Raw genomic sequence first — 13,103 nt, forward strand, 5'->3', positions numbered from 1 at the left:
CATTAAAAAGAAGCTGAATTATGTGACTTTAGTCATGTTCTCTTCTCAGCATAAGGCCATCATCATGCAAAAATTCCTGTTATCAAAATATGTTGTCGTTCTCGGCCTGGCATTCTTACTGCCTGTTGCAACCATCCAGGCATTTGAAGTTACAAAACTTTCAAGCTACGCCGAAGAATGCGGTGGCCAGGAAAGCTGTGCCGAAATCGCCGCTTACGACGCTGCCTCATCACGCGTCTTTGTAACCAATGCCGCGGAAAATGAACTGCGTATTTTAGATGTCATTGATGGCCAATTAATTGAAGTCAGTGCCATTGATTTATCACTCTATGGTGGCGGCCCGAACAGTGTGGCGGTATCTAGTGGCATCGTTGCTGTTGCAGTAGAAGCCTCAGATAAACAGGCTAACGGCACGGTAGAATTGTTTATGACTGATGGCACACATATCGACTCAGTCGAAGTCGGTGCCCTGCCTGATATGCTTACTTTCACTCCTGATGGCAAGTTTCTGCTTGTAGCGAATGAGGGAGAACCCAACGCTGATTATTCGGTAGACCCGGAAGGATCTGTGTCTGTCATCGATACGGCAAGCTGGACAGCTCGAACTGCCGGTTTTAACAGCTTCACGATAAAAGATCTGAAAAATGTCCGGATCTTTGGCCCCGGTGCCAGCATCGCACAGGATCTGGAACCGGAATACGTGACGGTCGCTGAAGACTCCAAAACAGCCTGGATCAGCCTGCAGGAAAACAATGCCATCGCCAGGCTGGATATCGAAACTGCGACCATTACCGCTATTTACGGCCTGGGTTACAAAAAACATACGCAACAGAAGAATGCCTTTGATGCCAGCAACAAAGATAATGGCATCAATATCCAGCCATGGCCTGCTTACGGCATGTATCAACCCGATGCGCTGGCCGCTTATCAGCGTGGCAACGCCACTTTTATTATCTCGGCCAACGAAGGTGACGCGCGGGATTACGACGGCTTCAGCGAAGAAGCACGGGTTAAGGATCTGACCCTTGATCCCGACGTCTTCCCGGGTGCGGAAGTATTGCAAAAAGATGAAAACCTGGGCCGTTTAAAAACCACGCTGGCACATGGTGATATTGATGGTGACGGCGACTTTGACCAGATTTTTGCTTATGGTGGCCGCTCCTTCTCCATCTGGAATGCCAACGGCAATCAAGTTTATGACAGTGGCTCAACGTTTGAGCGCTCACTGGCGCAATACCAGCAGCAGGGAATGGATGTCTGGGATGACAGCCGCAGTGATGATAAAGGCCCGGAACCTGAATCGGTTACAGTCGGCAAGCTGGGTGACAGCAGCTATGCTTTTATCGGTCTGGAAAGAACCTCAGGCATTTTTGTCTACCAGCTCGATAATCCCTACAAACCAGCGCCGGCTGGCTTTATTAACACCAAACAGCAGGGTGATATCGGCCCTGAGGGTCTGGTCTTTATTGAACGTGATAGCAACAGCAGCTGGTTGCTGGTTACCAACGAAATCAGCAACACGATTTCTTTATATGAAATCAAGCCATAACGTTAATAGCCGCCCCTAGCCACTTGCAAATCCTGCTTCCCGGAGGAAGCAGGATTTTCTGTTTTTTAAAAAGTTGAGTCTGGATGACACAAGAAGAACTACAACAATTCCTTTCACTGGAGGACATACTCCGTCAAGGCAGTCTGACCCCGCTTTTCCAACCCATTGTATCGCTGCAGCAACAGCAGATCTTCGGCTATGAGGCGCTGATCCGCGGCCCCTCTGACAGTCCGTTGCATTCGCCGATTAACCTGTTCAACACCGCTTATCGTCATGGCAAACTGGCCGAGCTGGATTTGTTATGCCGGGAAACCGTTATCCGTCGTTATGGCGAACTCGGCCTGCCCGGCAAATTGTTTATCAACACCACGCCTGTGGCTTTGTTGCAAAATGATTACCCGCATGGCCTGACCTTACAGTTTCTAAAATCTGCCGGTCTATTACCACAACAGGTGGTTATTGAACTGACTGAGCAGTATCCCATCGACGATTATGATTTAATGCGGCAGGCAACCGAACATTACCGTGAAATGGGGTTTTCTATTGCGATTGATGATCTGGGCGCAGGTTATTCCGGACTGCGAACCTGGTCAGAACTGAAACCTGATTTCGTCAAACTGGATCGCCACTTCATGCAAAATATCCATGAAGACCGGGAAAAGCGCCAGTTTGTGCAATCGATGATAGATATCGCACAGAGCATCAACTGCCAGGTGATTGGGGAAGGTATTGAAATTCGTCAGGAATACCTGGCTTCACAAAGTCTCGATATGCAATTTGTGCAGGGTTATTATTTCGGCAGGCCCGGCCGCAACCCGCCAAAGTCACTGGACAGCGGTTTATTTTCCCAACGCCAGCAAACCGCCTTGCTGTCTCCGGGGCGTCCCCGCGCCAACACATTGGTCAGTAGTTTGCTGACCGAACTGGAACCGCTGACAACCAGCGACTTACTGCACCATGTCGGCGACCGCTTTCAGAAAGCCGTCAACCTCGCCGCGTTACCGGTTGTTGATGCCAATAACAAAGTTGCCGGTATTGTCTGGCGTGATGAATTCATGACCTTATATGCCAGCCGGTTTGGGCGCGAATTGCACGGACGCAAGGCCATCCGTGAATTTATGGACAACCAGCCTATCGTCGTCGAGACCGCGTTGTCTTTGAAAAAACTCAGCTATCAGATTACCAGCCAGGAAACGCACCATCAGCACAGTCTGTTTATCATCACCGAACAGCAACGCTATCGGGGGGTCGGCAGTTTGATGGATTTATTACGCCAAATCACCGATATGCAAATCACCATGGCCCGTCATGCCAATCCGCTCAGTGGCCTGCCTGGCAATGTACCACTTAGCGAACACACACGCGATGTCATTGAGCAAAACCGTGATGTGGTTATCTGTTATTTCGATTTGGATAATTTCAAGCCTTACAATGATATATACGGCTATGGCAAAGGGGATCAAGTGATCAGTCTGACCGCCAAAACCCTCACTGATCACATCAATACCGACATCGATTTTATCGGCCATGTCGGCGGCGATGACTTTATCATCGTGTTTGAAAGCCTGGACTGGCAGTTACGCTGTCAGCAAATTCTGCATGCATTTCAGCTTTTGTATCCGCAACTTTACCTTGCTGCGCACCTGCAGCAGCAAGGAATTAACGCCCAGGATCGCCACGGCCAACAGACCTTTTACCCGTTGCTCAGCCTGTCGATAGGAGCGGTCAGATTACAGGACTTTGAAGAAATTCTCGCTGAGGCTGATTTAGCGGAATGCGCCAGTAAAGCCAAATCAATGGCAAAACGCATCAGCGGCAACAGTTTCTATCTGCTGGAGAAACAGCAATGCCAGTGCTGCGTGGATAAACTACAAATAGCAGGCGTTGATAGAAAAGTCATCAACAGCTAAAAATACTTAAGGGTAACTCTAACTATACCGCAGCTTCCATTGCCACTTGTTCCAGCACAAACTCGACCCGCTGACGCACTTTTTCGCGAGTTTCACGAAATGCGCCCAGGATCTCTGCTTCTTCACCTTTCATTTTGGCCGGATCAGGTAACGGCAGGTGCACTTTAATGGTATGCGGGCTCAACAAAGGACACTGTTCTTCGGCGTTATCACACAAGGTCACCAGTAAATCCGCCCATTCCAGCATTTCGCCATTGACGCGGATAGACTCCTGCTGCGAAATATCAATACCGATTTCTGCCATCACTTTAATCGCGTGCGTGTTTTGACCGTGTGCTTCGATACCTGCTGATTTGATTTCGATATCATCGCCGGAAAGTGCACGTGCCCAGCCCTCGGCCATTTGTGAACGACAGGAATTGCCGGTACACAAAAACATCACTCTTAACCTATCCATTGCTATTACCTTCTTCATATCTGCGGTGAAGGTAGCAGGGTTTTATGACAATGTGATGAATCCCATTGTTTTGACAAGATAATGACTGATTCACACTGACAAACTTGAAGCGCCCTTAGCCCCATCTGTTAAAATGCCAGTTTGTTAACCAACACAGATATCCGCCGTGAAAAAATTCATCACTAACTTTCTCATAACAGTCGTTTTGCTGGTGCCGGTGTTTGCCAGCGCCCAAACCACCCGCTACGTTTCTGACGAACTGGAAATCACCATGCGCAACGGCCAGGGCGTCAAATTCGGTATTCGCAAAATGCTGACATCCGGCACCCGACTCGATGTATTGGAAACCGATCCGGCCGGTTACTCCAAAGTCAGAACCGCTGAGGGCATCGAAGGCTGGGTGTTGACACGCTATCTCAGCAATACACCCAGCGCCCGTGACCGCCTGACAGCCAGTGAGCAGAAAATTGCCAACCTGGAACTGGAAATTTCCAGGTACAAAGAAGAAATTTCTGCATTGAGCTCACAAAATACCGATGTCGACAGCCAGAACATGACGCTCAAGGAAAAATCCCAGCGCCTCAGCAAAGAACTGGACGATTTGCGCCGTACGGCCTCCAATGCCGTGGCGTTAGATAATGAAAACCGCCAACTGAAAGAAAAACTGCAACAAATCGATCATCAGAATCAGTCATTGGTCATTGAAAATAATGCGCTGAAGGACAACAGCACCCGCAACTGGTTTCTGATCGGCGCTGCAGTCCTGTTCGCAGGTATCGTGTTGGGGCTGATTCTTCCACGCCTGCGTTTGCGCAAAAAAGATAGCTGGGGCAGCCTGTAAGCACTTATCTGCACAGCCCCCCTCTATCGCGGAGTTATAATGAGCTTAAGGCGGAAACACCACCGCCTTCAAGATTCACCAACCACTTGCTGCTGTACTCAATACAGCAGCAAGTTTGACCAAGCCAATGTAATGCCGATAGACAGATGAGCAGCGAAAACAGTTATGACCTCCAGAGTATTTTGCATCGGGCACTGGGCTATAAGAAACATTTAGTCAAAGCCAACCTGATCGCCGTTCTGGCCACGATTTGTGCGGTGCCAGTGCCTTTGCTGCTGCCATTAATGGTTGATGAGGTCTTACTGGATCAGCCCGGCGTTACCGTGCATTTTATCGAACGCTTTACCCCGGAAATGTGGCATGGCCCGGTGCTGTATATTTCCGCCGTGTTACTGTTTACACTGATCCTGCGGGTAGCCTCACTGCTCCTCAACGTTATTCAGTCACGCTATTTCACGTTGATTGCCAAGCGCATTACTTTCCGCATTCGCCAGCAACTGATTAAACGCTTAGGCCGCATTGCCATCAGCGAATATGAAACCCGTGGCAGTGCGGGGATCGCCTCACATTTTGTCACTGATATCGAAGTCATCGACAATTTCATCGGCAATACCGTCAGCCGCTTTATCGTTGCCCTGCTGAGCATTATCGGTACCGCCGTTATCCTGCTGTTTTTACACTGGCAGTTGGCATTGCTGATTCTGTTTATGAATCCACTGGTGATTTATTTCACGATGATAGTGGGCAAACGGGTCAAAACCCTGAAACAACGCGAAAACACGGCTTTTGAGATTTTCCAGCAAAGTCTCACCGAAACATTGGATGCAGTACAGCAAATCCGTACCGCCAACCGCGAAAAACATTATCTGCGCCGTGTTATCGAGAATGCCCGCAGCCTGCGTAACTACGCGTCCGATTACGCCTGGAAAAGCGATGCCGCCAACCGCTTTTCTTTTGTGATCTTTCTGTTCGGTTTTGATGTGTTCCGAGCGGTCAGCATGTTTATGGTCGTGTTCTCCGACCTGACCATCGGCCAAATGTTTGCCGTATTCGGTTACCTCTGGTTCATGATGAGTCCGGTTCAGGAAGTTCTGAATATCCAATATTCGTTTTACGCAGCGGGTGCCGCTGTCTCCCGGCTCAATAAACTGTTCTCCATGCAGGAAGAAAAACGCTACCCAGACAAAATCAATCCCTTTGTAGCAGGTGAAGCCAGCAGCATCAGTATCAAGGATCTGCACTTCAAATATGGCGATAATCACAAAGTGCTCAATGGCGTTTCGCTCAATATCAAAGCGGGTGAGAAAGTGGCGTTAGTCGGTGCCAGCGGCGCCGGTAAGTCGACACTGGTTAATGTGTTGCTAGGGTTGTATCCGGCTGATAGCGGCATGGTCTATTTCAATGATATTGCAGTCAGCGATATCGGCCTCGATACCGTACGGGAGCATGTGGCTACCGTGTTACAGAGCCCGGCATTGTTTAATGACAGCGTGCGGGAAAACATTACCATGGGCCGGGATTATTCAGATGAGGCCGTCTGGCAGGCAATTCACATTGCGCAGCTGGAAGATGTTATTGCCAATATGCCGCAGCAACTCGACACCATTATCGGCCGCTCTGGGGTCAAACTTTCAGGGGGGCAGCGTCAACGTCTGGCGATTGCCCGCATGGTGCTGATAAACCCCAGCGTGGTCGTGCTGGACGAAGCCACTTCGGCACTGGACAGTGATACCGAACATCATCTGCATCAGGCTTTGGCTGATTATCTGCAAGGCCGTACGACCATTATTATTGCGCATAGGTTGAGCGCGGTAAAACAAGCGGACAGGATTGTCGTATTTGATGGCGGTGAGATTATCGCGGAAGGCGACCATGACTCGCTGATCCGCCAGCATGGCTTGTATCAAAAACTCTACGCCCAGCAGATTTAGCTTGGAGTCAATAACCACAGAAATGGAATGGTCCGCTCCATAACGGCATCAAAGTGCCAGAATGGAAATTCCATTCATAAGCGAAGCGAGGCGGACCATTCCATTTCTATGGTTAATTCGTTAACCGGGCAGAAAAACTTAACGGCGCTTCAACTGCTCCACATCTCTGACCGCACCTTTGGCAGCCGAGGTGGTTAAAGCCGCATAAGCCTGCAAGGCCAGGCTAACTTCCCGTTCACGGGCTACCGGATGCCAGGCATGTTCGCCTCTGGCTTCCATCGCTGCGCGGCGGTGTGCCAATTCTTCATCGGTAAGGTCAACGTTGATTTTACGGTTAGGAATATCGATATGAATGATATCGCCCTCTTCCACCAGACCGATATTGCCGCCTTCCGCCGCTTCCGGTGAAGCATGACCAATCGATAAACCGGAAGTCCCGCCAGAGAAACGGCCATCGGTCAGCAAGGCACAGGCTTTGCCCAGCCCCTTAGACTTGAGGTAGCTGGTCGGATACAGCATTTCCTGCATACCCGGGCCGCCTTTCGGCCCTTCATAGCGAATCAACACAACATCGCCCGCTTTGATCTCACCTGCCAGAATACTGGCTACTGAAGCATCCTGAGATTCAAAAATACGCGCGGGACCGGAGAAGGTCAGGATAGATTCGTCCACACCTGCCGTTTTTACGATACAACCATCTTCAGCCAGATTACCGTAGAGTACCGCCAAGCCACCATCTTGACTGTAAGCATGTTCAATGTCGCGGATACAGCCGTTTTCACGATCCAGATCCAGTTCCGGCCAGCGGCAATCCTGGCTGAACGCAAGCTGGGTCGGAATACCGGCAGGCCCGGCCAGATAACGCAGTTGCGCCACTTCATATTCGCTGCGTTTGATATCCCATTGCGCCAGCCCGTCTGCCATGGTTTTGGCATGCACGGTCGGGACATCAGTATGCAATAAGCCGCCAGCGGCCAATTCGCCGAGAATAGCGACTACACCACCGGCACGATGCACATCTTCCATATGATATTTATTGGTAGCCGGTGCCACTTTGCACAAGTTAGGAACCCTGCGGGACATACGGTCAATATCGGCCATGGTGAAATCCACCTTGGCTTCATGGGCTGCCGCCAGCAAATGCAAAACCGTGTTGGTAGAACCGCCCATGGCAATATCCAAAGCAATCGCATTTTCAAACGCGGCTTTAGTTGCGATCGAACGGGGTAACACATCATCTTCATCGTTTTCGTAATAACGTTTAGCCAGGTCCACAATACGGCGCCCCGCTTCCAGGAACAGCTCACGTCGATCGGCATGTGTTGCCAGCAACGAACCGTTACCCGGCAGCGACAATCCCAGCGCCTCGGTCAGACAGTTCATCGAATTGGCGGTAAACATGCCCGAGCAACTGCCGCAAGTCGGACAGGCACTGCGCTCTACCTGTGCCACATCTTCATCGCTGACATGTTCGTCCGCCGCCTGCACCATGGCATCGACCAGATCCAGCTTGACGTCCTTACCCGCCAGTTTGGTTTTACCGGCCTCCATCGGGCCGCCCGAAACAAAAACCACCGGAATATTAAGGCGCAGTGCGGCCATCAACATGCCCGGGGTAATCTTGTCGCAGTTGGAAATACACACCAACGCGTCAGCACAGTGCGCGTTAACCATGTATTCCACCGAGTCGGCGATAATGTCGCGCGATGGCAGGCTGTAAAGCATGCCGCCGTGGCCCATGGCAATGCCATCATCAACCGCAATGGTATTGAATTCTTTCGCGACGCCACCAGCCTGTTCAATTTCGCGCGCAACCAGCTGTCCCAGATCTTTCAGGTGAACATGACCGGGCACAAATTGAGTAAATGAATTAGCGATTGCAATGATCGGTTTGTTGAAATCATCATCTTTCATTCCCGTCGCCCGCCACAAAGCGCGGGCACCTGCCATATTGCGGCCGGCGGTAGACGTTTTAGAACGATATTGAGGCATACTGAGTCTCCGAATAAGCTGCTTTTACCATCTTGAATTTAGTTAATTCCGTGTGGTTTATCCGCACAAATTTTACACGTAACTTGGCAAGTGTGCTGAGACTGCGATAAAAAGGAGCCTATGAACGACTCGCAATCAACAACAAACCCTGACAATCTGGCGACCACCACCAGCTGGTTCCGTACCGCTGCGCCGTATATTCACGCGCATCGCGGGGCTACCTTTGTGATTGCGTTTGATGGCGAAACCATTGATAGTACGGGCTTTGATCACTTGTTGCATGATGTTGCGATCCTTAATAGTCTGGGTATTCGTCTGGTGCTGATCTATGGTGCCAGACCACAGATTGAAGCGCAGTGCGGGCAGTTCGGCGTGCCGGTCAACTACCACCGCGGTCTGCGCATCACGGATGATACCAGCCTTAAAATAGCCAAATCGGTAATTGGCAAACTGCGGGTGGATATCGAATCAAAACTGTCTTTTGGTTTACCGCATACACCGATGGCCGATGCCCGCATCCGCTGTACCAGTGGCAATCTGGTCACCGCCAGACCAGCCGGCATTCTGGATGGCGTCGACTTGGGACACACCGGCGAAGTACGCCGGGTGGATATTGAAGGCATCAATCAACAATTGTCACTCGGCAATATCGTGTTACTCCCTCCACTCGGTTATTCACTGACCGGTGAAATTTTCAATTTGTCTGCTGAAGCCATCGCCACCGCTGTGGCAACGGCCCTCACTGCCGACAAGCTGATTTTTATCGGTGAAAGTAACCGTAACCTGCCACGCGAACTGACCCTGCAACAAGCCAGAGAGAATTTACAGGCCCACCCTTCTATCGCCGCCGCAGTCAGTGCCTGTCAGGCTGGTGTCAAACGTGTGCATCTGTTGGATCGCACCCTGGATGGAGCATTGCTGCAAGAACTGTTCAGTCGCGATGGCGCTGGCACTTTATTAACGGCAACCTCTTTTGAAACCACGCGCCAGGCAACCATTGAAGACGTAGTCGGCATTCTTGAGCTGATTCAACCGCTGGAAGAAAAAGGGGCGGTAGTGAAACGTTCACGTGAACTGCTGGAGCGTGAAATCGATCACTTCACCGTGATGGAACGTGACGGTAGCGTAATTGCCTGCGCCGCCATTTACGCTTATCCCGACAATAAAATGGCCGAACTCGCCTGTCTGGCGGTTGCCGACGACTATCGCGACAAGGGGCGGGGCAAACAGTTATTGGCTACACTGGAGCACTCGGCTCTGAAAATGGGTATTGAAAGCCTTTATGTACTGACAACCCAGACTGCGCACTGGTTTCTGGAACATGGTTTCAAAGCCGCTGAAATCAGTGATTTGCCTGTAACCAAGCAGGCTTTGTACAACTATCAGCGCAACTCCAGAGTGTTTCGAAAAACGTTAAAACCTGTTTAAAGTCAGCTGGTTTGCTGTTTACGGCCAACGCGTCTTCTGTATTCTGGAAACAGGACCGGTGCAAACTCGTGCAAAGCTTTTTCATAGACGCGGCGTTTGAAAAATACGATTTCTTCCACCGGCCTCCAGTAATCCACCCAGCGCCAGTCATCAAACTCCGGTTTTTCGTGCAGATCAAGTTTGACGTCTTCCTCGTTACCGGTAAAGCGCATCAGAAACCAGCGCTGTTTCTGGCCGATACATAGCGGCTTGTTACCATAACGCAGATAACGTTTGGGCAAACGGTAGCGCAACCAACTACGGCTTACTGCCAGCAGTTCAACATGTTCCGGCATCAACCCGACTTCTTCCATAAGCTCACGATAGGCAGCTTGTTCTGCTGTCTCATCTGCTTTGATGCCTCCCTGCGGGAATTGCCACGAATCATGTTGCGCTCGTTGCGCCCACAAAACCTGGTTATCTTCATTGCAGAGAATGATCCCCACATTTGGCCTGAAGCCATCTTTATCAATCACAACTCTCAATCTCTGGCTGGCTGAGCGCAGACGCCCCCAGCATGTTTATCTTCATTAGTGGTTAGATTATTAAAAGCACTGCCAGTATGCAATTCATTTTGGCTTACAATAGATTCTGGTTTTGATTTACACGGAGAATTTTTCTGCATTATGGCTTTGGCAATCTTTGATCTGGACAATACCCTGCTGGGAGGTGATAGCGACTTTCTATGGGGACGCTACCTGTGCGAAAACGGCATTGTTGATGCGGATGCCTACCGTCGCGCCAATGAACATTATTATCAGCAATATCTTGAGGGCTCTCTGGATATTTATGAGTTTCTCGAGTTTGTGTTCAAACCGCTGGCCAGCCACAGCCTGGGACAATTATATGAATGGCGGGAAAATTACCTGCAGCAGAAAATCAAACCTATTATATTGCCTGCTGCTAAAGCACTCATTGCCCAGCATCGGGCGAAAGGCGATACGTTGCTGATTATCACCGCCACCAACAGCTTTATCACTTCACCGATTGCCGAGATGCTGGCTATTGAACATTTGATTGCCACCGAACCGGAATTAATAGATGGCCGTTACACCGGGCATGTCGCCGGGATCCCCTCTTTTCATCAGGGTAAAGTGGACAGATTAAAACAGTGGCTGGTGGAACAGAATCAGGATTTGCAAGGCAGTATCTTTTACAGTGATTCACATAATGATCTGCCATTGCTGGAACTGGTTGATACCGCCGTTGCGGTCGATCCGGATCCCAAATTACAGGCAGTCGCGCAACAACGCGGCTGGAAAATTCTCAGTTTGCGCGAATAAATTAATACCGGTTATGACGCGAATAAATCAGCTTCTTGTCTCGCTGAGATCGTGCATTTCCAGGTAGTTTCCGTATACAATTTATCGTTTTTATAATTCTAAATTCAGGCCGTCATTATGGAATGGGAAGTTGTCATCGGGTTGGAAATTCACGCCCAGCTCGCTACGAAAAGTAAGATTTTCTCCGGTGCTGCCACCGCCTACGGTGCGCCCCCCAATACACAGGCATGTGCCGTTGATCTGGGTTTGCCGGGGGTGTTGCCGGTACTCAATCAGGAAGCCGTCAGAATGGCCATCAAATTTGGCCTGGCTGTGGACGCCGAAATTGCCGAACGCTCGGTATTCGCCCGCAAAAACTACTTCTACCCCGATCTGCCTAAAGGTTATCAAATCAGTCAGTTTGAACTGCCTATAGTAGGCAAAGGCCATATAAGCATTGAGCTGGAGGACGGCACTGAAAAAACCGTCGGCATCACCCGAGCCCACCTGGAAGAAGATGCGGGTAAATCCCTGCACGAAGATTTCCACGGCCAGACCGGTATCGATCTGAATCGTGCCGGCACACCGTTGCTGGAGATTGTCTCCGAACCGGATATGCGCAGCGCTAAAGAAGCCGTGGCCTACATGAAAAAAATCCACTCGCTGGTGCGCTATCTGGAAATCTGCGACGGCAACATGCAGGAAGGTTCTTTCCGTTGTGATGCCAACGTATCCATGCGCCCTAAAGGCCGGGAAAAATTCGGTACCCGCGCTGAGCTGAAAAACATCAACTCATTCCGTAATGTCGAGCGTGCCATCAATATTGAAATAGAACGTCAAATAGACATCCTGGAATCAGGTGGTACCGTCATTCAGGAAACCCGGCTCTTTGATGCTGACAAGAACGAAACCCGTTCTATGCGCACCAAAGAAGAAGCCAACGATTATCGTTATTTCCCCGATCCGGATCTGTTGCCTTTAGTGATCGAACAGCAACTGATTGATGAAGTCCGCGCCACCCTGCCGGAACTGCCCAATGAAAAACGTGATCGTTTTGTCAGGGAACTGAATCTGTCTCCGTATGATGCTGCAGTGCTGACCAGCACCCGCGAACTGGCTGATTACTTCGAAGCCGTATTAGCCGCAACAGGCAGTAAAGATCCCAAGCAATGTGCCAACTGGGTAACCGGTGAATTGTCCGGCGCGTTGAATAAGGCGGGACTCGATATTACCGAATCACCTGTCAGCGCCCAGCAACTGGCAAGTGTATTGATTCGTATCAGTGATAACACCATTTCCGGCAAAATCGCCAAAACTGTGTTTGAAGCCTTGTGGGAAGGTGAAGGTGCCGACGCTGACACCATTATCGAAGCCAAAGGACTGAAACAAGTAACCGATAGTGGTGCCATAGAAGCAATGGTTGATGAAGTGCTCGCCAATAATCCGGCGCAATTACAGCAATACCGCGAGGGTAAAGAACAGCTGTTCGGTTTCTTTGTCGGCCAGATCATGAAAGCCTCCAAAGGCAAGGCCAACCCGGCACAAGTGAATGAATTGCTGAAGAAAAAACTGGCCGGTTAAGTTTTCAGTTTCTCCGCTCAAAAGGCCGTAAATGACATTTACGGCCTTTTATTTTTTCGGATCAGCGATTTTGCTATTTGTGACCCCTGTCACAGTTTCCTGGGCGGGCAATT

The 13,103-nt window shown here is 50.1% G+C and carries 10 protein-coding genes; 7 read left to right on the forward strand and 3 right to left on the reverse strand.

What is annotated here, in order from left to right:
* Positions 1-64: 64 nt before the first annotated feature.
* Together OMP95_RS00695 and OMP95_RS00700 are read left to right on the forward strand one after the other, a co-directional pair.
* Positions 65-1,549: a choice-of-anchor I family protein gene (locus OMP95_RS00695; protein WP_266324871.1), complete on the forward strand. Its 1,485-nt coding sequence runs from the start codon at positions 65-67 to the stop codon at positions 1,547-1,549.
* 83 nt (positions 1,550-1,632) lie between these two features.
* The gene (locus tag OMP95_RS00700; protein WP_266324873.1) at positions 1,633-3,459 is read left to right on the forward strand and encodes a GGDEF domain-containing protein; all 1,827 of its coding nucleotides are present in this window, start codon (positions 1,633-1,635) and stop codon (positions 3,457-3,459) included.
* A gap of 22 nt (positions 3,460-3,481) precedes the next feature.
* Here the strand turns inward: OMP95_RS00700 and OMP95_RS00705 are convergent, their stop codons facing one another.
* Positions 3,482-3,916: an arsenate reductase ArsC gene (locus tag OMP95_RS00705; RefSeq protein ID WP_266324875.1), complete on the reverse strand. Its 435-nt coding sequence runs from the start codon at positions 3,914-3,916 to the stop codon at positions 3,482-3,484.
* Positions 3,917-4,082: 166 nt separating this feature from the next.
* On the opposite strand from OMP95_RS00705, the gene OMP95_RS00710 reads away from it, so the two are divergent.
* Both OMP95_RS00710 and OMP95_RS00715 read left to right on the forward strand, forming a co-directional pair.
* Entirely contained in the window at positions 4,083-4,757 is a 675-nt protein-coding gene (locus tag OMP95_RS00710; protein ID WP_266324877.1) for a TIGR04211 family SH3 domain-containing protein, read from the forward strand.
* A 146-nt stretch (positions 4,758-4,903) separates the two neighbouring features.
* Positions 4,904-6,688 (forward strand): ABC transporter ATP-binding protein, encoded by a 1,785-nt coding sequence (locus tag OMP95_RS00715; protein ID WP_266324879.1) that lies wholly within the window; start codon positions 4,904-4,906, stop codon positions 6,686-6,688.
* Between the two features lie 138 nt (positions 6,689-6,826).
* Here the strand turns inward: OMP95_RS00715 and ilvD are convergent, their stop codons facing one another.
* Positions 6,827-8,680 (reverse strand): dihydroxy-acid dehydratase, encoded by a 1,854-nt coding sequence (gene ilvD, locus OMP95_RS00720; RefSeq protein ID WP_266324881.1) that lies wholly within the window; start codon positions 8,678-8,680, stop codon positions 6,827-6,829.
* 120 nt (positions 8,681-8,800) lie between these two features.
* On the opposite strand from ilvD, the gene argA reads away from it, so the two are divergent.
* Positions 8,801-10,108: an amino-acid N-acetyltransferase gene (argA, locus tag OMP95_RS00725; protein WP_266324883.1), complete on the forward strand. Its 1,308-nt coding sequence runs from the start codon at positions 8,801-8,803 to the stop codon at positions 10,106-10,108.
* A gap of 2 nt (positions 10,109-10,110) precedes the next feature.
* On the opposite strand, the gene OMP95_RS00730 is transcribed toward argA, so the two are convergent.
* On the reverse strand, positions 10,111-10,623 hold the full coding sequence (locus OMP95_RS00730) for an RNA pyrophosphohydrolase (protein ID WP_266324885.1): 513 nt from the start codon (positions 10,621-10,623) through the stop codon (positions 10,111-10,113).
* Positions 10,624-10,773: 150 nt separating this feature from the next.
* Here OMP95_RS00730 and OMP95_RS00735 point away from each other — a divergent pair, with 150 nt between their 5' ends.
* Together OMP95_RS00735 and gatB are read left to right on the forward strand one after the other, a co-directional pair.
* A complete protein-coding gene (locus tag OMP95_RS00735; RefSeq protein WP_266324887.1) occupies positions 10,774-11,430 on the forward strand; it encodes an HAD family hydrolase in 657 nt (218 codons plus the stop codon).
* A 117-nt stretch (positions 11,431-11,547) separates the two neighbouring features.
* Entirely contained in the window at positions 11,548-12,990 is a 1,443-nt protein-coding gene (gatB, locus tag OMP95_RS00740; protein WP_266324889.1) for an Asp-tRNA(Asn)/Glu-tRNA(Gln) amidotransferase subunit GatB, read from the forward strand.
* The last annotated feature ends 113 nt before the right edge of the window (positions 12,991-13,103 follow it).

The organism is Methylophaga sp. OBS4 (genome assembly GCF_026319305.1).
Taxonomy (GTDB): Bacteria; Pseudomonadota; Gammaproteobacteria; order Nitrosococcales; family Methylophagaceae; genus Methylophaga.